This is a genomic window from Extensimonas vulgaris (assembly GCF_003337425.1).
GTDB classification, from domain to species: Bacteria; Pseudomonadota; Gammaproteobacteria; order Burkholderiales; family Burkholderiaceae_C; genus Extensimonas; species Extensimonas vulgaris.
In genome coordinates this window covers 206,262-229,263 of the sequence record NZ_QPJU01000002.1, presented here as the reverse complement: position 1 = coordinate 229,263, position 23,002 = coordinate 206,262, and the positions used below count along the sequence as shown (strand labels likewise).

The following is a 23,002-nucleotide window of genomic DNA, read 5'->3' as shown; positions in this document are numbered from 1 at the left end:
CCCGAGACCCCGCGATGAAACCGCTGCTGCGCTGGCTCGCTCTGGTGCTGCTCGCCGCCGTGGCGCTGGAGCTGTTTTTCGTGCTGCGCATCGCGCTCATGGCCGTGGTCGATCCGCAGTCCACGAGCTTTCAGCGCTCCGAAATCTGGGCGCAGCTGCACAGCCGCGGCAGCCTGCGCTGGCAGCAGCAATGGGTGCCGTATGCGCAGATTTCCGACCACCTCAAACGCGCCGTGATCGCGTCCGAGGACGACGGCTTCGTGAACCACGAAGGGGTGGACTGGAACGCCGTCGAAAAAGCCTGGGAGCGCAACGCCCGGGCCGAGGCGCTGGCGCAGGCACGCGCGGCCAAGGCCGGCAAAGCGGCACCTGCAGCCAGCCCCGCGCAGCCCCAGCGCGTGCCCAAAATCCGCGGCGGCTCGACCATCACGCAGCAGCTCGCGAAAAACCTGCTGCTCTCGGGCGAGCGCACGCTGCTGCGCAAGGGGCAGGAATTCATCCTCACCATGGCGCTCGAGCTTTTCCTGAGCAAGCAGCGCATCCTCGAGATCTACCTCAACAACGTCGAATGGGGCGAGGGCGTGTTCGGCGCCGAAGCCGCGGCGCAGCACTACTACCGCAAGAGCGCCGCGCGCCTGGCGCCCGCCGAGGCCGCGCGCCTGGCCGTGATGCTGCCCGCGCCCAAGCGCTTCGAGAAAACGCCTGGCTCGGCCTACCTCGCAGGCCGCACGCGCACCATCCTCGCGCGCATGGGCAGTGCACAATTGCCGTGAGTGCGCTTCTGTTTTATGAATGAAAATGGCTTCCAGCCCTCATCCAGCTTGCGCTAGCAGCTATCATAGGAGTAGCGTATGCGCATCCTGGGCATAGACCCCGGCCTGCAGACCACGGGCTTTGGCGTGATCGAGGCGCAGGGCCAGGCGCTGCGTTACGTGGCCAGCGGCACCATACGCACCACGGCGCTCGCGCTGGGCGACCTGCCCGGGCGGCTCAAGCTGCTGTTCGACGGCATCGGCGAAGTCGCGCAGCGCTACCAGCCCGCGGCCGCAGCGGTGGAGATCATCTTCGTCAACGTCAACCCGCAATCCACGCTGCTCTTGGGCCAGGCGCGCGGCGCCTGCATCACCGCGCTCGTCGCGCGCGAGCTGCCCGTGGCCGAATACACCGCGCTGCAGATGAAAAAAGCCGTGGTCGGCCACGGCCGCGCCGCCAAGACCCAGGTGCAGGAGATGGTGCGCCGCCTGCTGCAGCTGCCCGGCCTGCCCGGCCCCGACGCCGCCGACGCGCTGGGCCTTGCGATCACGCACGCCCACGCCGGCGCCGCGATGGCGCGCCTGGGCAACGCCGCCACCCTGCAGCGCCGCCAGCACGCGATGTTCAAGGGCGGGCGCAGCTATTGAGCCGAAAACGGCCGAAGAGACCGTAGCGCTGTGCACCCTGGCAGCGCCGCGGGAAAACCGGCCCGGCTATCATTGCCGGCCCCGGCGTGGCAGGCTTGCCCCATCGCTCGTGTTCGTTTTCATTGGCTTTGCGCCCCGCTCCCATGTCCAAAGGCTTGAACCTCGCCCAGCTGCAGGCCGTGCACTACACGCAGGGCGCGTGTCTGGTGCTCGCCGGCGCCGGCTCGGGCAAGACGCGCGTGATCACGCACAAGATCGCGCACCTGATCGACGCACACGGCCTTGCGCCGCAGCGCATCGCGGCCATCACCTTCACCAACAAGGCCGCGGCCGAGATGCGCGAGCGTGCCGCGGGCCTGATCGGGCGGCGCGCCAAAGACCTGCTGCTGTGCACCTTCCACGCGCTCGGCGTGCGCCTGCTGCGCGCCGACGGCCAGCGGCTCGGGCTCAAGCCGCAGTTCAGCATCCTCGACAGCGACGACGTGCTCAGCATCCTCAAAGACGCTGCGGGCGGCAGCACCGACGCGGCCACGGCGCGCCAGTGGCAATGGGCGCTGAGCCGCTGGAAAAACATGGGCCTGAACGCCGCGCAGGCGCTGGCCCAAGCCAAGAACGAAGAAGAACACCAGCTCGCGCGCATCATGGCGCGCTACGAGGAGCGCCTTGCGGCCTACCAGAGCGTCGATTTCGACGACCTCATCGGCCTGCCGCTCAAGCTGCTGCGCGAGCATCCCGAGGTGCGCGAAAAATGGCAGACGCAGCTCGGCTACGTGCTCGTCGACGAATACCAGGACACCAACGCCACGCAGTACGAGCTGCTCAAACTGCTCGTGGGCGCGCGCGGCCACTTCACCGCCGTGGGCGACGACGACCAGAGCATCTACGGCTGGCGCGGCGCCACGCTGGACAACCTCAAGCGCCTGCCGCAGGACTTTCCGCAGCTCAAGGTCATCAAGCTCGAGCAGAACTACCGCTCGACCAGCGCCATCCTGCGCGCGGCCAACAACGTCATCGGGCCCAACCCCAAGCTGTTTCCGAAAACGCTGTTTTCCGAACTCGGCGAGGGCGAGCCCGTGCGCGTGATCGACGCCGACAACGAAGAACACGAGGCCGAGCGCGCCGTCGCGCGCATCCAGAGCCTGCGCGCCGCGAGCAACCCGCCGCCGGCTTGGCGCGACTTTGCCATCCTCTACCGCGCCAACCACCAGGCCAAGCCCTTCGAAAAAGCGCTGCGCCGCGCCAATATCCCCTACAAGGTTTCGGGCGGCACGGGTTTTTTCGACCGCGCCGAAATCCGCGACCTGTGCGCCTGGTTTCGCCTGTGGAGCAACAACGACGACGACCCGGCCTTTTTGCGCGCGATCACGAGCCCGCGGCGCGGCATAGGCCCGCAGACGCTCGCGCAGCTGGGCCAGTTTGCGGGCCAGCACAAGCAAAGCCTGTTTGGCGCGCTCTTCAACGCCATGCTGCCCGCTGCCGTGCCGCGGCGCGCGCTCGACGGCCTGCACGAGTTCGGGCGCTGCGTGAACGATCTCGAATACCGCGCGCGCCACACCCTGGGCGCCGAAGCGGCGCGCGCCTTTCTGGCCGACTGGCTGCAGGAGATCGGCTACGAAAAGCACCTCTACGAAAGCGAAGACAGCGACAAGGTCGCCGCGGCGCGCTGGAGCAACGTGCTCGAATTCTGCGACTGGATGGCCCAGCGCGCGGGCGGCCAGGCCGACGATGCCGCGGGCGGCGTGGTGACCACGCAGGCCAAGAGCCTGCTCGAAGTCGCGCAGACCATCGCGCTGCTCTCGACCATCGCCGACCGCGAGCAGGATCAGGACTGCGTCACGCTCTCCACGCTGCACGCAGCCAAGGGGCTGGAGTGGCCGCACGTGATGCTCGTGGGCGTGACCGAAGGCATGCTGCCGTTCCAGCCCGGCCAGGCTGACGATGGCGAGGGCGCCACGCGCACCCCGAGCGCCGACGAGCTGCAGCGCCTGCAGGAAGAGCGCCGCCTGATGTACGTGGGCATCACGCGCGCGCAGCGCACGCTCGCCGTGAGCTGGAGCAAGCGGCGCAAAAAGGGCCGCGAGATGGTGCCCACGCGGCCCAGCCGCTTCATCGCCGAAATGGCGCTGCAGGCGGGCAGCACGCGCGAAGACCCGCGCGCCAAGCTCAAGGCGCTGCGCGCCGAATTCGCAGCCAAGGCGCAGCCGCAAACTGGTCAAACAGCCAGCGCGAGCGCCGGCACGCAAGTCCCATGAAATCCCACATTGCTCTTTTATTGATAGTTACTTGCGCTTGCGTATCAAGCGCCAGAGGCCAAAATGACATAAATTCGTCCGCGCCCTGCCCCGCTGCCGTGGACACCAGCCAGGCGCAGCTTTTGGGCCGCTGGCGCGCCGAGTTGCCAGGCCGCAGCGCGCCCGTGCTGCTGCAGCTCACGCCGCACCCCGAATTGCGCGAGAGTGTGCATGGCACACTGCAGCGCGACGGCACCACGGTGCTGCTCAGCGGTGACGTCGATCAAGGCCAGCTCACGCTCGAGGAATCCACCGACGGCAAGCACATCAGCGCGAACTGGCTGGGCACCGTGCAAGAAGGCAGTTGCGGCAAGGAGATACGCGGCACATGGAACAGCGACACCACCCCACCGATCAGCATCCCCTTCGTTTTGCGCAAACAAGCGCCCGAATGAGCGCGGCGCGCCTGCTTTGCGGCTGGCTGACCTTGACCGGCTGCGTCGGCGCGCTCGCCCCGGCCGCGGCGCGCGCCCAAGCCCCCGCTGCGCCGGCACTCGAGCCAGCGTCCGAGCCGGCCCCTGCATCTTCGCGCCTGCCCTCACCTTCTGCATCCCCATCGATTGCAACGCCTGGGCCAGCGGCAAACGCAGCCGCTTGGCAGCGCTGCACCGCGTTGCCCGACGACACGGCGCGCCTGGCCTGCTTCGACCAGTGGGCGGGCCAGCAGGCTTGGCAGCGCGCGCCCACGCAGTCCACGGCCGCCGCAGGATCGCCCCCGGCCAGCGCCGCACGCTCACCCACGACCCCCGCCAGTCCCACACCCGCAGACCTGCCTCCGACGCCCGAACCCATCCTCGTGCAGGTCGACGGCTGCCGTGACACGCACTACAGCCTGCTCGCGCGCTTTTGGGAGCTCGAACCAGGCTCGAGCTGCGGCGTGTTCCGCTTTCGCGGCTACCGGCCGATCACCGTCTCGGTGGTCGGCGCGAACACCGTCAACGACCAGCCCAGCTCGCCCGCGCCCGGCCACACCGCCACGCCGGTCAACTACCGGCGCACCGAGATGCGCCTGCAGCTGTCGGTGCGCACCAAGCTCGCGCAAGGGCTGCTCACCCCGGATGCCTCGCAGCGCCTCGATTCGCTGTGGTTCGGCTACACGCAGCAGTCGTACTGGCAGCTTTTCAGCGGCGACATCTCGCGCCCGTTTCGCAACACCGACCACGAGCCCGAAGTCGTCTATGTGTATCCGACCGACGCGCAGCTGCCCGGGGGCTGGCGCTGGCGCTACAGCGGCGTGGGGCTGGTGCACCAATCGAACGGCCAAAGCCTGCCGCTGTCGCGCAGCTGGAACCGCGTCTATCTGATGACCGGCGTGGAACTCGACACCCGCTGGGCCGTCACGGCCCGCGTGTGGCACCGCATCGCGGAAAACGCCACCAACGACGACAACCCCGGCATCAGCAACTACGTGGGCCGCGCCGAGCTGCAGGCCACCTGGAACCCTGATCAGGTCAACACCTACATCGCCACGCTGCGCAACTCTTTCGGCAGCGCCTGGCGCGGCTCGGCACGGCTCGAGTGGCAGCACACGCTGGGCGAAAAGCAAAGCAACCTGCGCCTGCACACGCAGCTCTTCAGCGGTTACGGCGACAGCCTGGTGGACTACAACCGCAAGCGCACGGTACTGAGCCTCGGCGTGAGCCTGGTGGATTTCTGAAAATCGTTACAAAAAAGACCGACTTCCCCGCGTTTTCTCTGGAACCACGGCGCGCCGCAAGCCGCAAAATGCCTCGCCAGAGGAGAACGCGATGGACCTGCAATACCAGATCAAAGCCGGCAGCTATTACCTGTACGACCTGCGCGAAGCGCCCAGCGCCGTCACGGGCGAGCGCCGCTTCAAACTCAAGACGGACACGGTCGCGCTGGCTTTCGACCGCCACACGGGGCAATTGCACCAGCATGGCAGCCCTGCGCGCATCCTCTCGTGGGCCAGCATGGTGCGGCGGCGTCTGCGTGCCGCAGGCGCGCCCGAGGTGGCCAATGATCTGGTCGTGGTCTCGGGGCCGCTGCCCGTCGATGAGCTCAACAAATGCCTGCGCATCCAGGGCTACTGCCGGCGCCTGCTGCCGCGCCTGGCGAGCCTGCCGCACGGCAAATTCCAGCGCCCCGCGCCTGCGCACGCGCATGCCCACACCGCGTACCGCAAGGCGGCGTGAGCCAGCCGCGGCTCAGCTCAGCACCACGCTCGACAGCCGCCGGCGGTAGCTCGCCACCACCGGGTCTTCGGGCGGAATCTGGCCTTCGGCCACCTTGGGCTTGGGCGGCTCGATGAGCTCGAGGATGGCGACGTAGGTCTTGCGCGCGGCGTCATCGTTCCAGTGCTTGTCGCGCATGAGGATTTCGAGCAGCTCGTCCATGGCCTCGGTCCAGCGCTGCTGCGCCATGAGCCAGCGCGCACGCGCAAAGCGCGTCTCGAAGTCGCGCTTGTTCGCCGCGATCTTTGCCGCGAATTGGGCGTCGGCGTCGGGGCCCAGTCCTTGCGCAGCCACGAACTCGATCGCATCGAGCCAGGCTTTGAGCGCCCCGAGCCGCCGATCCACCGCCGCCTTGGCCTGCACGGGCGCGAAGGCGGCCTGGGCTTCGGCGACGCGGCCCAGTTGCAGCAGCAGCTTGACGTAATCGAAGCGCGCCTCGTCGTTGGCGGGGTCGGTGGTCACGGCGTGCTGCAGTTTTTCGAGCGCGGCGGCCACGTCGCCCGCGGCCAGGGCGTCCTGGGCCGAGGCTTCCTGCACCTCGGCTGGCGCCGGCGCCTCATCGGCAGGGGGCACGTGCTTGTCGAGAAAAGCGCGCACCTGGCCCTCCGGCAGCGCACCCATGAAGCCATCGACGGGCTGGCCGTCCTTGAGCAGCACGCAGGTCGGGATGCTGCGGATGCCGAACATGCCCGCGAGCTCCTGCTCCTCGTCGGAGTTGATCTTGACCAGCTTGAAGCGGCCCGCGTATTCGGTTTCGAGCTTTTCGAGGATGGGGCCCAGCGCGCGGCACGGGCCGCACCACGGCGCCCAGAAATCGACCAGCACGGGCACGCTCAGCGAGGCGTTCACGACCTCGGTTTCAAAGTTTTCCAGGGTGACATCGATCATGGGAGGTGGCCTCGAAGGGGCTTGAGAATGGCAAAAGTAAAATCGCGCGCTGCCAACACCACTACCGGCCCGGCCGGCGGCGCAGCGCCGCACCTTCAGCATTATGACCAGCATCCAGATCGGCGTCGTCATGGGTTCCAGCAGCGATTGGGACACCATGCAGCACGCAGTAGCGATTCTCCAGCAATTCGACGTCGCCCACGAGGCGCGCGTGGTCTCGGCGCACCGCATGCCCGACGACATGTTCGCCTACGCCGAGGCCGCCGCGGGCCGCGGGCTCAAGGCCATCATCGCGGGCGCGGGCGGCGCGGCGCACCTGCCGGGCATGCTCGCGGCCAAGACGCCCGTGCCCGTGCTCGGCGTGCCCGTGGCCTCGCGCCACCTGCAGGGCGTGGATTCGCTGCACAGCATCGTGCAAATGCCCAAGGGCATCCCGGTGGCCACGTTCGCCATCGGCACGGCGGGCGCGGCGAATGCGGCGCTGTTTGCAGTGGCGCTGCTGGCCAACGAAGACGCGGCGCTGCGTGCGCGCCTGCTGGCCTTTCGCGCCGAGCAAACGGCCGCCGCGCGCGCCATGACCCTGCCCCCGCCCGCCGCCGTATGAAGCCCGCCGCCACGCCCCTTTTGCCCGGCGCAACGCTGGGCGTGCTCGGCGGCGGCCAGCTCGGGCGCATGTTCGTGCACGCGGCGCAGAGCATGGGCTACTACACCGCCGTGCTCGACCCCGACCCGCACAGCCCCGCTGGCCGCGTGAGCCACCACCACATCCAGACCGCCTACAACGACCACGAGGGCCTCGCGCGCCTCGTGCAACTGTGCGACGCCATCACCACCGAGTTCGAAAACGTGCCCGCACAGGTGCTGGAGGCGCTCGCGCAGCGCCGCCGCGTGGCGCCGGCGGCGGCAGCCGTGGCCGTGGCGCAGGACCGCGCCGCGGAAAAGGCGCATTTCGTGCGCTGCGGCGTGCCCTGCGCGCCGCATGCGCTGATTGCGAGCGCACAGGACTGCTCCGCGCCCGCGCACGCCGCGCTGCTGCCGGGCATCCTCAAAACGGCGCGCCTGGGCTACGACGGCAAAGGCCAGGCGCGCGTGCACACGCTGCCCGAGCTCGCCGCCGCCTGGCAGGCGCTGGGCGGCGTGCCCTGCGTGCTCGAACAGCTGCTGCCGCTCGATTTCGAATGCTCGGTCATCGTTGCGCGCGGCAGCGACGGCCAGTGCGTACACCTGCCGCCGCAGCGCAACCTGCACCGCGACGGCATCCTGGCCGTGACCGAGGTTCATGCACAAAATATGCCGCCAGCGCTCATGCAGCAAGCGCTGGAAGCTGCAATTTCAATAGCAAATGGCCTGGCCTACGTGGGCGTGCTGTGCGTGGAGTTCTTCGTGTTGCAAGGCGGCCGCCTGGTCGTGAACGAGATCGCGCCGCGCCCGCACAACAGCGGCCACTACAGCCTCGACGCCTGCGATGTATCGCAGTTCGAGCTGCAGGTGCGCACGCTCGCCGGCCTGCCGCTCACGCCGCCGCGCCTGCACAGCGCCGCCGTCATGCTGAACCTGCTCGGTGACCTGTGGTTCACGCGCGGCGAGGCGGCACAAACCCCGCCTTGGGCCGCACTGCTCGCGCTGCCCGGCACCCACCTGCACCTGTACGGCAAGGCGCAGCCGCGGCGCGGGCGCAAGATGGGCCACCTGACCGTCACCGCGGCCACGCCCGAGGCCGCGCGCGCGGCCGCCCTGCAAGCCGCGGCGCTGCTGGGGATCGATCCCTTCTGAATCGTCCACCGGCCCGCACCATGATCCTGCCCGGCACCGACCCCGCCGCCATCGCCGCCGCCGCGCACGCCTTGCGCACCGGCGCGCTCGTGGGCCTGCCGACCGAAACGGTGTATGGCCTCGCAGCCGACGCCGACAACCCGGCCGCGGTGGCGCAGATCTTTGCGCTCAAAGGCCGCCCGAGCGACCACCCGCTGATCGTGCACGTGGCCGACAGCGACCGTGCCGCGGCCGTCGCGCACTTCGCGAGCGAGGTGCCGCCGTTCGCGCAGGCGCTCATGGATGCGTTCTGGCCCGGCCCGCTCACGCTGATCCTGCCGCGCCGCGCGGGCGTCGCCACGGCCGCGGCGGGCGGCCAGCCCAGCGTGGGCCTGCGCTGCCCCGCGCACCCCGTGGCGCAGGCCGTGCTGCGCGCCTGCGCGGCGCCGCCCGATGCGGGCAAGGGTGAGCGCCGCGTCCTGGCAGCCTGTCGGACTTTGGGCGTCGAAAGCGAGAATGGGCCCCAGCGTGACCCGTTTTTGCCGGATTCGCCGCCCCATAGCGGGACTATGGGGCAAGAAGACGGTAAAAAATGGGCCGCTGGGGCGCATTCGCAGCCGACGATTCCAAAGTCCGGCAGGCTGCTGGGCCTCGCCGCGCCCAGCGCCAACCGCTTCGGCCGCGTGAGCCCGACCACGGCTGCGCACGTGCAGGCCGAATTTGGCGACGGGCTCCTCGTGCTCGACGGCGGCCCTTGTGCGGTGGGCATCGAATCGACCATCATCGACTGCACGCGCGGGCGGCCCGTGCTGCTGCGCCCCGGCGCCATCACGCGCGCGCAAATCGCGGCCGCCTGCGGGCTCCAACCGCTCTCGAAAGAGGAGCTTCCAGCGCAGACCCCGCGCGCCTCGGGCACCTTGGAAGCGCACTATGCACCGACGGCCAAGGTGCGCCTCATGGACGCGCGCGCGCTGCAGACGGCGCTCGACGTGCTCGGCGCCGATGCGGCGCGGCTCGGCGTGTATGCGCGCACGCCGCTGCGTGGCGTGGCGCCGCAGGTCGTGCTGCGCCGCATGCCCGAGGATGCCGCCGCCGCGGCGCAAGAATTGTTCGCCGCGCTGCGCGCCTTCGACGCCGCAGGCGTGGCGCTGATCTGGATCGAAACCCCGCCCGACACCCCCGCCTGGGAGGGCGTGCGCGACCGACTGCAGCGCGCAGCGGCGGCGGCTTGAGCCTCTTCGCTGGTACGCACCCGCCTTGCGCGCCACCTTTCTTTTCTCTGCATCGTTAAACTTAGCGCTTCGTTTTTGGAGAAACTTCTATGGCAGCAAATTGGATGCGCCGCATCGCCCTCGCTTTGTTTGCGGGGGCCACGGCCATGGTGCTCGCAGCCTGCGGCTCGAGTTCGGTCGCGTCGGCACTCACGCCGAGCCGCTTCATCGTCTTTGGCGATGCGCTCAGCGACATCGGGCAAAACGGCGGCAAGCGCTACACGGTCAACGACGGCTCGGTGAACAACTGGACGCTGCAGCTCGCTTCGCACTACGGCAAAACCATCGCGCCCTCGTCTGCGGGCGGCCTGAGCTACGCCACGGGCAACGCGCGCGTGCTCGCCACGCCCGACGCCGCAGGCGGCAGCGCGCCCCCGCTTTCCGCGCAGATCGACAGCTTTCTCGCTGCGAACCAGTTTTCTTCGAGCGACCTGATCGTGATCGACGGCGGCATCAGCGACTTGATCGTGAACATGCAGGCCGTGCTCGCGGGCAGCATGACGCCCGACGCCATGGTTGCTGCCGCAACCCAAACCGGCGCAGACCTGGGCGCGCAGGTGCGCCGCCTCGTCAATGCCGGTGCCAAGCACGTGCTGCTCGCAGCCGCCTATGACCTCAGCAAGACGCCCTGGGCCGCGACCATCAACCAGAAAGACCTGCTCTACAAGGCCAGCCGCGCGCTCAACGACAGCCTCAAGGTCAGCATCGTCGATCTCGGCGCCAACGTGCTGTACGTCGACACCGAGTATTACGTGAACCTCTACGTCAACTCGCCCGGCTCGTTCAGCTTTTCCGTGACCAACACGCCCGTGTGCACGTCCATAGACCCGGGCAACGGCATTGGCATAGGCACGAACCAGGTCAACTCGCTGCTTTGCACCAGTTCGACGCTGGTCTCCGGCGCCGACCCGACCAAGTACGTCTTCGCCGACCCGATCTACCTCACGCCCTCGGCGCACCGCCAGTTTGGCGATTACGCCTACGACCAGCTCACGCTGCGCTGGTAAAAGCTGCCGCTAAACCAAAAAGCCGCCCTTCGAGGCGGCTTTTTCGTTCCCGACGCTGGCAATCACTTCACGCTGTCGAACAGCGCTTTGGCATAAGCGTGGCAAAACGGCGGCTCGTAGCTGCCGTGGTAATTGCCGTAATAGGTCGCATAGTCGGCGGACGTGGGGTCGGTCGGCGCTGCGCCGCCCGGGCCGAACGTGGCCTGCACCTGTGCATCGACATCGACCGACACGACGTTGGTGATGCCGCGGGCGTCGAAGTCGGCCTTCAGGACGTTCTGGTGCACCGCGGGCGGGATGGTCGGGTCACCGGCGCCGCCGCACAGCAGCACCTTGGCGCGCGGCGTCCAGCCCAGCAGGTCATTGCGGCGCGCCGCGATTGCCAGCGGGTGATTCGGGTCGGTCTGTATGCCCGTGATGAACGCGGGCTGGAACAGCGCGTCGCGCGCCTGCGTGGGCGTGCCGCCAGGCAGCTTGCCTGTCGTGACCAGCGTGGTGTAGGTCAGCGTGGGGCTGGGCAGCAGATTTTCGATCGTGGCCGCGTAAGGGTCTTTGAACACCGAACGCACGTCGGTATAGACATCGCCGTAGATTTTTTGCCAAGCCGTGATGAAAAACGGCACGAAGAACTGTATGCCCGCGATGGCTTCGGGCACGCGCAGCGAACCCGAGAGGTTGTAGGGCCCGGCCATGTGCGCGGCGGCCACGATGTTGAATTCCGCCGGTGCGTCGCGTTCGGCGGCGCGCTGCGCCGCGGCCGAAGAATGTCCGCCCTGCGAATAACCGGCCAGCATGGTCTTGCCCGACAGGCTGGCCCCCACCGAGGAAGCGGCCGTGCGTGCCGCGCGGATCGCGTCGAGCACCGAACTGGCCTCCGAATCCGCGTGCAGATAGGGGTGGAAACTGTAGCTCGACTTGGCGTAGCCCAGGTAATCGGTCGCCACCACCGCATAGCCCTGCGCAGCGTACATGGCCGCGAGCAGGAAGGTTTCGCCGTTTTGCGGGTTGGCGAGGGTGCGCGGCTTTTCCACCGAGGTGCCGGGTGCGTAGGCGACGAGCGCCGCAGGGCCGGTGCAAGCAGCCGCGCTCCCCGCCGGCACGAGCAGCACGCCCGAGGCATCGCTGTGCTCGCCCGCACGCGCGCCCGGCGTGGCGTAGTGCAAGGCCACCACCTTGACGTCGCATTGCGCCGTGCCGCTCAAGGGCTGCAGGCCCAGGCTGGCAGAAGTCTCATTGATTTGCGCGGCACTGAGCGTAGCCACCGTGGCGGGCGGCTCGAGCAAGGCGCCGCGGCCCGGCTCGTCGGAGCCGCCGCCGCAGGCGCTCAGGGCCAGCAGACTCGCAGCGATGCAGGTGAGGCGAAAAGGCAGCATGGGAATCCTTTGTTGGACAGAGAAGGCCCATCATGCACGCACTTTTCCCGCCCCATCTATCGGGATTAACTCGGATCAGACCGGATCGTCCCCAGACCGGGGGAAAGACCATCCCGCGTCCTCATGGACCATCTGCGCTCAATCCACCTGCAACGCCAGCAGCACGCCGAAGCCGAGCACCAGGCTGCGCAGCACCCCCGCGGCCTGCGCGTCGGAGGAGAACGCCGTGGTCAGCTTCGGGCGGCGTGCGTCCACGATGTGCAATTCGCCCCATTCGGCTTGCAAAGTCTGCGTCAGCTCCTCCAGCGGCCCCGTGGCCAGCACTGGCGTGGCCTGTGCGCCGCGTTCTTGCAGCCAGGGCAGCATTTGCGCAAACAATTTTTCGGCCCAACGCTTGCGCCAGTTTTCGCGGCTGCTGTGGCTGACCCATTTGCTGATGCGGTGCGTGATGCGCGGCGCGCAGGCCACCAAAATCCAGCGCGAGCTTTGCGCTACGGCCGGGTTCGCTGCAATGTGCTGCTGGGCGTGCGCCGCGTCGTCAACATAGACGAGTACGGGTTTGGCGGCAGCGGCAGGCGTGGCAGCGTCGTGAGGAGGTTTCGGTGTGGTGTTGTTGACATTCATGGCGACCTCAATGGACCGTTTGTGGGTTCTTGCCAGTAGCCTGACGACGTTTTTGCCAAGCGCCGGCGCCGAGCACGCCCACGATGGCCAACGCGATCAAGCCCCAATACGCGAGCTGGTGCGCCACTTCGGGGCCTTTGAACACGGGGGCGAGCAGCTTTTCGTTGACGATCATCTTGCCCGCCGTGAACGCCAGCACCGCCGCCCCGAGCTGGATGATGGCCGGAAAGCGCTCGACCAGCCTGAGCACCACGGTGCTGCCGAACACCACGATGGGCACGCTGATCAAAAGGCCGGCGATGACCAGCGCCATCGAGCCTTGCGCCGCACCCGCGACGCCGAGCACGTTGTCTATGCCCATGAGCGCGTCGGCGACGATGATGGTCTTCATCGCGCCCCAGAAAGAGGTGACCGTGGCTGCGCCGTGCGCGTCGTCCTCGTCTTTTTCGGCCAGCAGCTGGTAGGCGATCCACAGCAGGCCCAGGCCGCCGACGAGCATGAGGCCAGGAATCTTGAGCAGCCACACGACCACCAGCGTCATGAGCGCGCGCACCACGATCGCGCCCACCGTGCCCCAGACGATGGTCTTGCGCTGCAGATGCTTGGGCAGGCTGCGCGCAGCCAGCGCGATCACGATGGCGTTGTCGCCCGCGAGCACGAGGTCTATGAGAATGATGGCCAGCAGGGCCGTGAACCATTGGGGAGAAAAAATTTCCATGGGCAGTTCCAGTCGGGTGAAGACACACAAATCACCCACTGCCCGCTGGACTTTGCTGCCCTCCCCGCTGCGCAAAAAAGCAGGACGCAAGCACGCTTCGGCCAACCCGGCAATGGGTCCAACCGAAGGTCTTGCTCGGCAAACGGCGCAAACCATTTGCCCGGAAGGCCGGAGGCGCCACGGTTTTACCCACCATCGCGCCTCGTACTGACGACGTTTCCGATACCGCGTAGGCCAGCGCAAGCGGCGTTGCGGCGGGAGCTACTCCCCTTCGAGGGGGCGATTGCACCATGTTTCGAGCGCCGGCACAAGATGCACTGGCGCTCAAGGAAGTGTGGCGACGGCGGCTTCGAGCGCGGAGATGAACAGATGCGCCACGTCACAGCCGGTTTGCGCGTGGATTTCCTGAAAACAGGTGGGGCTCGTGACGTTGATCTCGGTGAGGTAGTCGCCGATCACATCCAGCCCCACGAGCAGCAGACCGCGCGCATGCAAGATGGGCGCGAGCGTGCGCGCGATTTCCCAGTCGCGTGGCGACAGCGGCTGGGCCACGCCCTTGCCGCCCGCGGCGAGGTTGCCACGCACCTCGCTGCCCTGCGGGATGCGCGCAAGGCAAAAGGGCACGGGCGCGCCGCCGATGAGCAGCACGCGCTTGTCGCCCTGCACGATCTCGGGCACGAACTTTTGCACCATCACGGTCTGCGCGCCGTGGCGGTTCAGCGTCTCGGTGATGCTGCCCAGGTTCAGGCCGTCGGGCCCGACGCGGAAAATGCCCATGCCGCCCATGCCGTCGAGCGGCTTGAGGATGATGTCCTGGTGCTCGGCGTGGAAGGCGCGGATCTCCTGCGCGTCGCGCGTGACCAGCGTGGGCGCGCAAAACTGCGCAAACTCCATGATCGCGAGCTTTTCGGGGTGGTCGCGCAGCGCGCGGGGCTGGTTGAAGACGCGCGCCCCTTCGCGTTCGGCCTGCTCGAGCAGGTGCGTGGCGTAGAAGTATTCGCTGTCGAAGGGCGGGTCCTTGCGCATGAGCACGGCGTCGAAGTCGGCCAGCGCGACCTGGCGCAGCGGCCCGGCCGTGTACCAGTCGTCGGCGCGGCCCGTGAGCGCGACCTCGCGCACCTGCGCGTGCACGCGAGCGCCGCTGCGCCATGAAAGCTGGCTGGGCTCGCACACGGCCAGCGTGTGGCCGCGGCGCTGCGCCTCGCGCATCATGGCGAATGTGGTGTCTTTGGCGATCTTGAAGGTTTCGAGCGGGTCGGCGATGAACAGCAGGTGCATGGTGAGAGAGGAAAAAAGGAAGCGAATGTCAACCGCGCGCGACACGTCCGCGCTGCAAGCCCTGCACGGCGAGTGCGAGACTGCCCGCAACCACGCCCCAAAAGGCCGAGCCCACGCCGGCCAAGGCCACGCCGCTCAGGGTGACGAGGAAGGTGATCAGCGCAGCCTCGCGGTGCGCTTCCTCGCGCAGCGCCCCGGCCAGGCCGTTGCCTATGGTGCCCAGCAGCGCGAGGCCCGCGATCGCCGCGACCAGCTCTTTCGGGAAGGCCATGAGCAGGCTCGTGATGATCGCGCCGAACAGGCCGACGACGACGTAAAACGCCCCGCACGCAACGGCGGCGGTGTAGCGCTTGGCCTGGTCTTCATGCGCCTCGGGGCCCATGCAGATCGCGGCGGTGATGGCGCTCAGGTTGAGCGCGTGCGCGCCGAACGGCGCGAGCACCACGGTGGCAAGGCCCGTGAGCGTGATGAGGCGCGAGACCTGGATTTTGTAGCCCGTCGCGCGGATCACGGCCACGCCGGGCAGGTTCTGCGAGGCCATGGTGACGATGAAAAGTGGCACCGCGAGGCTGATGGTAGCCGACAGGCTGAACACGGGCGCCGTGAACACCGGGCGCGCGAGCTCCAGATGCACGCTGGTCCAGGCCAGTTCGCCGCGCAGCAGCACCCAGGCCACGCCTACGGCCAGCGTGACGACCACCGCGTAGCGCGGCACGAAGCGGCGCGCGAGCAGGTAGCCACCCAGCATCAGCAGCACCAACGGCAGCGCCGTCTGCGCCGCAGTGAAGGCCTGCAACCCGAAGCGCGCGAGCACGCCGGCGAGCAGCGCCGAGGCGATCTCCATTGGAATGCGGTTCATCGCGCGCTCGAACCAGCCGGTCGCGCCGGCGAGCGTCATGAGCACCGCGCAGACCAGAAACGCGCCCACGGCGTGCGCCATGTCGAAGCCGCCTTCGATGCCGGCCGTGGCGATCACGGCGAGCCCTGGCGTGGACCAGGCCACCATCACCGGCATGCGCACGAGCAGCGAGGGCACCAGCGTGCACAGCCCTGCACCCAGCCCCAGCGCCCAGACCCAGGAGGTGATTTGCGCCGGCGTGGCGTGCAGCGCCTGCGCGGCCTGGAAGATGATGGCCACGGAACTCGTGAACCCCACGAGCATGGCCACGAAGCCTGCGGTGACGGCCGAGAGGCTGAGGTCTTTGAACAACTGCATGGCCGCGATTCTGGCATCGCCGGCGCTGGCGTGCTGGGCAGGGGCATCGGGCCCAGCGGCTTTATACGGCACCGCGCGTGACCAGCGCGGGCAAGACGCCGGAACAAGTCCAAAAATACTACGTTATCAGTAGTTGCCCGCGCTTGATGGCCCTTGGCTCAGGGCCAAAAACGCTCAAGAATCAAATCTCGATCTTGGAGCCGAGCTCGACGACGGCGTTGTTGGGCAGATTGAGGAAGTCCGCTGCCCCGCTCGCGTTGTGGTGCATTTGCGCGAACAGTTTTTCACGCCACGGCGCCATGCCGCCGCCCATGGTCGGAATGACGATGTCGCGCGAGAGAAAGTAGCTGGTGTTCATCGGGTCGAGGTCGCAGCCATGTCCGCGCAGCAACTCGAGTGCGCGCGGCAGATCGGGGTCGTTTTTGAAACCGTAGTGCACGATCACCTGCCAGCAGTCGCGCCCCAGCGACTCGATCTCGACGCGCTTGTCCAGGCCGATCCAGGGCACCTCGTGGTTGCGCACGGTGACGAACAGGTTTTGCCGGTGCAGGACCTTGTTGTGCTTGAGGTTGTGCAAGAGCGCGTTGGGCACGATGCCCGGCTCGGCAGAGAGAAAAACCGCCGTTCCATCGACGCGCGTGGGCGGATGCAAAAACACCGCCGCGAAAAAATCACGCAGCTTGAGCGCATCCTGCCGCAGGCGCGCGTTGAGCAGCGCCCGCCCTTCTTTCCAGGTGGTCATGACCACGTACAGCGCTGCGGCCATGGTGAGCGGAAACCAGCCGCCTTGCACGATCTTGAGCGCATTCGAGGCAAAGAACAACAAATCGATGGCCAGAAAAAAGCCCGTCGCTGCTATGCACAGCAAGAGCGGGTAGCCCCAGCCGTAGCGCAGCACGAAAAAGGTCAGGAGGGTCGTGATCACCATCACCAGGCTGACGGAAATGCCGTAGGCCGCCGCCAGCGCCGTCGAAGAACCGAAAAAAGTCACCGCCACGACCACGCCCACGAGCAAAGCCCAGTTCACGGCCGGTATGTAGATCTGGCCCGTGTCACGGATGGAGGTGTGCAAGATGCTCAGACGCGGCAGGAAACCCAGCTGGATGGTCTGCTTGGTTGCCGAGAAAGCGCCGGAAATGAGCGCCTGCGAGGCGATCACCGTCGCCGCCGTGGCGAGCACCACCAGGGGCAAGAGCGCCCAATCGGGCGTCATCATGAAAAACGGGTTGGCCACGGCCGAGGCGTCGGCCAGCACGAGCGCTCCCTGGCCGAAATAATTCAGCACCAGGCAAGGCATGACGAGGCCGAACCAGGCGATACGGATCGGCTGCTTGCCAAAATGCCCCATGTCTGCATACAACGCTTCGGCCCCCGTGAGACACAGGAACACCGCGCCCAGCGTGATGAAGGCGAGCCTTGGATGTGCAATGCCAAAGCCCACGGCGTGCCAAGGAAACACGGCGCGCAGCACAGAGGGATTGCCCACGACCTGCAGCAAGCCCAGCACCCCGATCGAGAGAAACCACAGCACCATCACCGGGCCGAAGAATTTACCGATGTCCCCGGTGCCGCGGCGCTGAAACACGAACAGCAAAAACAGCACCACGAGCGACAAAGGCACGACCAGGCCCTTGGCTGCCGGCGTCAATACCTCCAGACCTTCGACGGCAGAGAGCACGGAGATCGCGGGCGTGATCACGCCGTCACCAAAAAACAGCGCCACGCCGAATACGCCGACGACGAGCAAGAGGCTGCGCAGGCGCGGGTTGTCGTGGATGGACAGCGAAGCGAGCGCGAGCAAGGCCATGAGGCCGCCTTCGCCGTGGTTGTCCGCGCGCATGATGAGCGCGACGTATTTGAGCGAGACGATCAAGGTCAGCGCCCAAAAGAACATGGACAACACGCCAAGGATGTTGTCGTGCGTCAACGGCACGTGGCCATTGATGAACACTTCCTTGAAGGCATAGAGCACGCTGGTGCCGATGTCGCCATAGACGACACCGAGGGCGCCGAGCGAGAGCGCGGCAAGAGAGGATTTCGAGCTTTGCACGGAGATGCTCCCGGCCGCCAAGCCTGGGAGTTTCGTTACATCGAAGGCACTGATTGTGCCCTCAGCGCAGGTTTTCAGTGCGCGTGCGATCGCCTCTGTTGCAGTGCGGCAACTGCCGTGCGCGCCGCAGGCTGCAATCGGCGCTCAGTCATAGACCTCGGCATTGGGGTCGGTGGCCTCGAGCTCGTAGCTCGAAGCGAGCATCGCCAGGCGCGCCACCACGCCGTACATGTAAAAGCGGTTGGGCGCGCTGGTGCCCGGGCGCATGCCGGGCTGGGGCATTTGTGTGCTGTGCGCGAAGGCGAGCGGCACGAAGCTCGCGCCCGGTGCATTGAGGTTCTCGTTCATGCTGCGCTCGGGGTGTACGCGGTAAACGCCGCCGATCACGTAACGGTCCATCATGTAAACCACCGGCTCGGCCACGGCCTCGTGCACGCGCTCTTGCGTGGACACCCCCTCCTGGATCAACACGGCCTGCACGGGCAGGCCGTCCTTGGTGACGGCCATTTTGCTGCGCGCCTTGCGCCCCAGTGCTTCGAGCTCCTTGGCGTCGTGCACGGGCATGGCCCCCGTGCTGTAAGACCCCTGGTCGGCTTTGAGGATCACGAAGGGTTTTTCGTGGATGCCATATTCCTTGTATTTGCGCCGCACTTTCGCGAGCAGCGCATCGACCTCGGACTGCAGGCGCTCGATGCCCTGCCCCTGGGCCCAATCGACGTCTGCGCACAGCGCGGAAATCGGGTGGATCAGCCAGTGGTCTATGCCCAGCATCTTGCCGAAGCGCTTGGCCACTTCTTCGTAGCACTTGAAATGCGTGCTTTTGCGCCGCACCGTCGCGCCCGCGTGCAGCGGCGGCAGCAGGTATTGCTCGTACAAGTCCTCAAGAATGCCCGGCGTGCCGGTGGCCAGTTCGTTGTTGAGCAAGATGGTGCAAGGGTCGAAATGCTTGAGCCCGAGCCGCCCGCCCGTGCGGATCACGGGCTCGAGCACCACGCTGTCGCCATTGGGCAGCTCGATGCGCTCGGTTTTTTTGACGCCGGGGTCGATCGAGCCCACGCGCACGTTCAGCCCCGCGCGTTGAAAGATGCGCTGCAGCTGCACCACGTTGGCGAGATAAGACGGGGTGCGCGTGTGGTTTTCGGGGATGATGAGCAGATTGCGCGCCTCCGGGCAGATCTTTTCGATCGCGGCCATCGCGGCTTGCACGGCCAGCGGCAGCATGTCCTCGGCAAGGTAGTTCCAGCCGCGCGGAAACAGGTTGGTGTTCACCGGCGCGAGCTTGAAGCCGGCGTTGCGCAAATGGGCCGAGGCATAAATCGGCGGCGTGTGCTCCATCCACTCGAGGCGAAACCAGCGCTCTATGGCCGGCATGGCGTCGAGCATGCGCTGTTCGAGTTCGTTGATCGGCCCCGTGAGGGCCGTGATGAGGTGCGGAACCATGGATGCTCTTTGTCTGATACGACGCCGGGGATTGTAGGGGGCCGTTTTGCGCCAAAGCCACGCGGCGCAAGGCTCAGCGAAACACCACCGTCTTGTGCCCGTTGAGCAGCACGCGGTGTTCGCTGTGCCACTTCACGGCGCGCGCGAGCACCAGGCTTTCAGTGTCGCGCCCGCGTGCGGCGAGGTCTTCGACGGTGTCGGTGTGGTCGGCGCGCGCCACGTCCTGCTCGATGATGGGGCCTTCGTCGAGCGCGGCCGTCACGTAGTGCGCCGTCGCGCCGATGAGCTTGACGCCGCGCTCGTGCGCCTGGCGGTAGGGGCGCGCGCCCTTGAAGCTGGGCAAAAAGCTGTGGTGGATGTTGATCGCGCGGCCTTCGAGCCGGGTGCACATGGCGTCGGAGAGCACCTGCATGTAGCGCGCGAGCACCACGAGCTCGGCGCCTTCGGATTCGATGATTTCGAGCTGGCGCGCCTCGGCCTGCGGCTTGGTCGCGGCCGTCACGGGGATGTGGTGAAAGGGCACGTCGTAGCTCGCGGCCAGCTGGTAAAAATCGCGGTGGTTGCTGATGATGGCGCGGATGTCCAGGCGCAGCAGCCCGCTTTTGTGGCGAAACAGCAAGTCGTTGAGGCAATGGCCCTCGCGGCTGACCATGAGCACGGTCTTCATGGGCGCGGCCGCGGCGTGCAGGCCCCAGCGCATCTGGTAGGGCTGGGCGAACGCGGCCCAGTCGGCCTGCAGGCTCGCGTAGTCATGTGCGCCGCAGGCGAACTGCACGCGCATGAAAAACAGGCCCGTGGCGTGGTCGTTGAACTGCGCGGCTTCCTCGATGTTGCCGCCGCGCTCGAGCAAAAACCCTGAGACGGCATGCACCAGGCCCCTGCGGTCGGGGCACGAGAGGGTGAGAATATAGGTTTGGTTCGCGGAAGGGGTCATAAGCGCACGATTGTCGCAGCCCCGCGTGCGCGAACCTTTTGCTTTTGCAGACAGATAGACAAACAGTGGAAATGAAACCATCCCGCAGCACCGCCGCAAGCGCAGACGCAGGCGCGTACCGCCCGCCGCGCGGGCTCGCGCCCTGGCGAGGGGCGTTGCTGTACCTCGTCTTTGGCGCGCTCTGGATTTATGGGGGCGACGCCTTGCTCGAGCGCTGGGCCAGCGACACCGCCGAGCTCACGCGCTGGCAGACCATCAAGGGCTGGCTGTACGTGCTGCTCACGGCGCTGCTGGCCGGCGTGCTGCTGCGGCGCGCACAACAGGCGCAGGCCGAAAGCGCCAGCAGCGCGGAGCGCCAGCGCCTGGCGCACACGGCGGTCGATCACACCGTCGAGGGCGTGGTCGTGACCGATGCAGACAGCCGCATCCTCTCGGTCAACGCGGCGTTCACGCGCCTCATGGGCTACACCGAGCAGGAGGTGCTGGGCCAGACGCCGCGCCTGTTCAAGTCCGGGCGGCACGACCAGGCGTTCTACCAGGCCATGTGGGCCCAGGTGCTGAGCAAAGGCCACTGGCAGGGCGAAATCTGGAACCGGCGCAAAAATGGCGAAATCTTCCCCGAGCACATGTCGTTGAGCGCGGTGCGCAACGCCGCGGGTCAAATCACACACTATGTGTGCGTGTTCAGCGACATTTCTGCCGAAAAGGCGCAGCACGAGCGCATGGAGTTCCTCGCAAACCACGACCCGCTCACGGGCCTGGCCAATCGCCTGTGGCTGGTGCAGCAGCTCGAAACCGCCGTGCAGCAGGCGCGTGCGAGCGGCGAACTCCTGGCCGTGCTGCAGCTCAACCTCGATCGCTTCAAGGACGTGAACGACAGCTACGGCCACACCGTGGGCGACCAGGTGCTGCGCCACATCGCGCAGCAGCTGCAGTCGGTGCTGCGCCCCGGTGACCTGCTGGGGCGCATGGCGGGAGACGAGTTTGCCGTAGTGGCGCGCCATCTGCGCCACCCCGACGAGGCCGCCACCGTGGCGCGCCAGTTGATCGCCGCGGTGGCCGTGCCCTGGCGCTCGCCCGAGGGGTTCGAGGTCGAGTGTGGCGCCAGCGTGGGCATTTGCCTGTTCCCGGAACATGCGGACACCGCCACGGCGCTGCTGCAGGGCGCGCACGCCGCCGTCTATGGCGCCAAGGCGCAGGGGCGCGGCGCCTGGTGTTTTTACGCCGAGGAAATGACGCAGGCCGCGCGCGAGCGCCTCACGCTCGAGTCGCGCCTGCGCCGGGCGCTGCAGCAAGGGCAACTCGTGCTGCACTACCAGCCGCAGATCGACATCGCCACGGGCCGCATCGTGGGCGCGGAAGCGCTGGTGCGCTGGCTCGACCCCGACGAGGGCCTGATTTCGCCGGCGCGCTTCATTCCGCTAGCCGAGGTCTCGGGCCTGATCGAGCCGCTGGGCGCCTGGGTGCTGGCCGAGGCCTGCCGCCAGGGGCAGGCCTGGCGCGCCGCGGGCTTGCCCGAGATCACGCTCGCGGTGAACGTCTCGCCGCGCCAGCTGCGCCAAAGCGACCTGCCCGCCGCGGTGGCGCAGGCGCTGGCGCAAAGCGGCTTTTCCGCAGCGCAGCTGGAGCTCGAGATCACCGAGAGCGCGCTCGCCGAAAACCATGAACACGCGCTGCGCATCCTGCACGAGCTGCGCGCGCTCGGCGTGCAGCTGGCGATCGACGACTTCGGCACCGGCTACTCGTCGCTCGTGCAGCTCAAGCGCTACCCGATCCAGGTGCTCAAGATCGACCAGGGCTTCGTGCGCGACATCCCCCACAACAAGGACGACATGGCCATCAGCGCTGCCATCGTCGCGATGGGCCACAGCATGGGCCTGCGCGTGCTCGCCGAAGGGGTGGAGACCGCGGAGCAGCTCGAATTCCTGCGCGCGCAGGGCTGCGACCGCTACCAGGGCTACCTGCGCAGCCGCCCCGTGCCCGCAGCGGAGTTCGAAGACTTGCTGCGCGCCGAGGCGCCGCACTGAACTGCAGCCGCACCAGCGCTGCTGCTAGGGCGCTGGCGGGCGCCTGCCGGTCATTTTGACCACGGCAAAGAACCCTAGTGCAGTGTTTGATGCTTGATGCGACCAATAAAACCGATGGATTTTTGGTCCGGGCAAGGCGCAAACCGCAGCGATACCTGGTGGTATCGCGAGGATTTGCAACGCGGCCCAGGCCGAAAAGACGCGGTTTTATGTCGCAGATAGCGTGGAACACTGCACTAATCATTGCGAGCCCCACGAGGGGCGCGGCAATCCCGCTCTGTCCATTGCAGGAAATTGGGGGGGCCAGATTCCAATTTCCGGCCGGTGGTGATGGGGCAAAGGGAGGGTGCCGGGATGTGCGCCCGGCGGCGCACCTTCTTTTCTTGTCTCGCCAAGAAAAGAAGGCAAAAGAAGGCGACCCTGCTGTCTGCGTCCCTCTGCGCCTCGCGGCGCACAGGGCAACCTGCGGTGCTCACGCCCGGCGGGGTCGCGCGAAACTCGCTGCAGCGCTGCTGCAGCTCAAACAATCGCGCGCCCT

20 protein-coding genes are annotated in these 23,002 nt (G+C 67.3%); 11 read left to right on the top strand and 9 right to left on the bottom strand.

What is annotated here, in order from left to right:
- Positions 1-14 precede the first annotated feature (14 nt).
- From DFR45_RS04000 to DFR45_RS03975, 6 genes are all read left to right on the top strand, one after another.
- A complete protein-coding gene (locus DFR45_RS04000) occupies positions 15-773 on the top strand; it encodes a transglycosylase domain-containing protein (RefSeq protein ID WP_114482402.1) in 759 nt (252 codons plus the stop codon).
- 78 nt (positions 774-851) lie between these two features.
- On the top strand, positions 852-1,400 hold the full coding sequence (ruvC, locus tag DFR45_RS03995) for a crossover junction endodeoxyribonuclease RuvC (protein ID WP_114482401.1): 549 nt from the start codon (positions 852-854) through the stop codon (positions 1,398-1,400).
- 143 nt (positions 1,401-1,543) lie between these two features.
- Complete coding sequence (locus DFR45_RS03990; protein ID WP_114482400.1) at positions 1,544-3,652, top strand: ATP-dependent helicase; 2,109 nt, start codon at positions 1,544-1,546, stop codon at positions 3,650-3,652.
- A 98-nt stretch (positions 3,653-3,750) separates the two neighbouring features.
- Positions 3,751-4,086 (top strand): hypothetical protein, encoded by a 336-nt coding sequence (locus DFR45_RS03985; protein WP_241659310.1) that lies wholly within the window; start codon positions 3,751-3,753, stop codon positions 4,084-4,086.
- Positions 4,083-5,348, top strand: coding sequence for a phospholipase A (locus DFR45_RS03980; protein WP_114482398.1), 1,266 nt, complete (start codon positions 4,083-4,085; stop codon positions 5,346-5,348). Before DFR45_RS03985 ends, DFR45_RS03980 begins: the two co-directional genes overlap by 4 nt.
- Positions 5,349-5,439: 91 nt before the next feature.
- A complete protein-coding gene (locus DFR45_RS03975) occupies positions 5,440-5,847 on the top strand; it encodes a hypothetical protein (RefSeq protein ID WP_114482397.1) in 408 nt (135 codons plus the stop codon).
- A gap of 12 nt (positions 5,848-5,859) precedes the next feature.
- Here the strand turns inward: DFR45_RS03975 and trxA are convergent, their stop codons facing one another.
- Complete coding sequence (trxA, locus tag DFR45_RS03970; protein WP_114482396.1) at positions 5,860-6,774, bottom strand: thioredoxin; 915 nt, start codon at positions 6,772-6,774, stop codon at positions 5,860-5,862.
- Positions 6,775-6,877: 103 nt separating this feature from the next.
- Here trxA and purE point away from each other — a divergent pair, with 103 nt between their 5' ends.
- From purE to DFR45_RS03950, 4 genes are all read left to right on the top strand, one after another.
- On the top strand, positions 6,878-7,378 hold the full coding sequence (gene purE / locus DFR45_RS03965; RefSeq protein WP_114482395.1) for a 5-(carboxyamino)imidazole ribonucleotide mutase: 501 nt from the start codon (positions 6,878-6,880) through the stop codon (positions 7,376-7,378).
- The gene (locus tag DFR45_RS03960) at positions 7,375-8,547 is read left to right on the top strand and encodes a 5-(carboxyamino)imidazole ribonucleotide synthase (RefSeq protein WP_114482394.1); all 1,173 of its coding nucleotides are present in this window, start codon (positions 7,375-7,377) and stop codon (positions 8,545-8,547) included. Before purE ends, DFR45_RS03960 begins: the two co-directional genes overlap by 4 nt.
- Positions 8,548-8,567: 20 nt before the next feature.
- Positions 8,568-9,758 carry an L-threonylcarbamoyladenylate synthase gene (locus tag DFR45_RS03955; protein ID WP_114482393.1) on the top strand — a complete coding sequence of 397 codons (1,191 nt, stop codon included), beginning with the start codon at positions 8,568-8,570 and terminating at the stop codon, positions 9,756-9,758.
- An 89-nt stretch (positions 9,759-9,847) separates the two neighbouring features.
- On the top strand, positions 9,848-10,804 hold the full coding sequence (locus DFR45_RS03950) for an SGNH/GDSL hydrolase family protein (protein WP_114482392.1): 957 nt from the start codon (positions 9,848-9,850) through the stop codon (positions 10,802-10,804).
- A 62-nt stretch (positions 10,805-10,866) separates the two neighbouring features.
- Here the strand turns inward: DFR45_RS03950 and DFR45_RS03945 are convergent, their stop codons facing one another.
- From DFR45_RS03945 to purU, 8 genes are all read right to left on the bottom strand, one after another.
- A complete protein-coding gene (locus DFR45_RS03945; RefSeq protein ID WP_114482391.1) occupies positions 10,867-12,177 on the bottom strand; it encodes a lipase family protein in 1,311 nt (436 codons plus the stop codon).
- 138 nt (positions 12,178-12,315) lie between these two features.
- Entirely contained in the window at positions 12,316-12,801 is a 486-nt protein-coding gene (locus DFR45_RS03940) for a hypothetical protein (protein WP_241659309.1), read from the bottom strand.
- Between the two features lie 7 nt (positions 12,802-12,808).
- Positions 12,809-13,519 carry a TerC family protein gene (locus DFR45_RS03935; RefSeq protein ID WP_114482390.1) on the bottom strand — a complete coding sequence of 237 codons (711 nt, stop codon included), beginning with the start codon at positions 13,517-13,519 and terminating at the stop codon, positions 12,809-12,811.
- Positions 13,520-13,843: 324 nt separating this feature from the next.
- The gene (gene gshB / locus DFR45_RS03930; RefSeq protein ID WP_114482389.1) at positions 13,844-14,797 is read right to left on the bottom strand and encodes a glutathione synthase; all 954 of its coding nucleotides are present in this window, start codon (positions 14,795-14,797) and stop codon (positions 13,844-13,846) included.
- A gap of 28 nt (positions 14,798-14,825) precedes the next feature.
- Positions 14,826-16,013, bottom strand: coding sequence for a benzoate/H(+) symporter BenE family transporter (locus tag DFR45_RS03925; RefSeq protein WP_114482388.1), 1,188 nt, complete (start codon positions 16,011-16,013; stop codon positions 14,826-14,828).
- A gap of 181 nt (positions 16,014-16,194) precedes the next feature.
- Complete coding sequence (locus DFR45_RS03920; RefSeq protein ID WP_114482684.1) at positions 16,195-18,063, bottom strand: potassium transporter Kup; 1,869 nt, start codon at positions 18,061-18,063, stop codon at positions 16,195-16,197.
- Between the two features lie 144 nt (positions 18,064-18,207).
- Positions 18,208-19,503 carry a glutamate--cysteine ligase gene (gshA, locus tag DFR45_RS03915; protein WP_114482387.1) on the bottom strand — a complete coding sequence of 432 codons (1,296 nt, stop codon included), beginning with the start codon at positions 19,501-19,503 and terminating at the stop codon, positions 18,208-18,210.
- Positions 19,504-19,576: 73 nt separating this feature from the next.
- Positions 19,577-20,437, bottom strand: coding sequence for a formyltetrahydrofolate deformylase (gene purU / locus DFR45_RS03910; RefSeq protein ID WP_114482386.1), 861 nt, complete (start codon positions 20,435-20,437; stop codon positions 19,577-19,579).
- Between the two features lie 71 nt (positions 20,438-20,508).
- Here purU and DFR45_RS03905 point away from each other — a divergent pair, with 71 nt between their 5' ends.
- On the top strand, positions 20,509-22,464 hold the full coding sequence (locus DFR45_RS03905; RefSeq protein WP_114482385.1) for a putative bifunctional diguanylate cyclase/phosphodiesterase: 1,956 nt from the start codon (positions 20,509-20,511) through the stop codon (positions 22,462-22,464).
- The last annotated feature ends 538 nt before the right edge of the window (positions 22,465-23,002 follow it).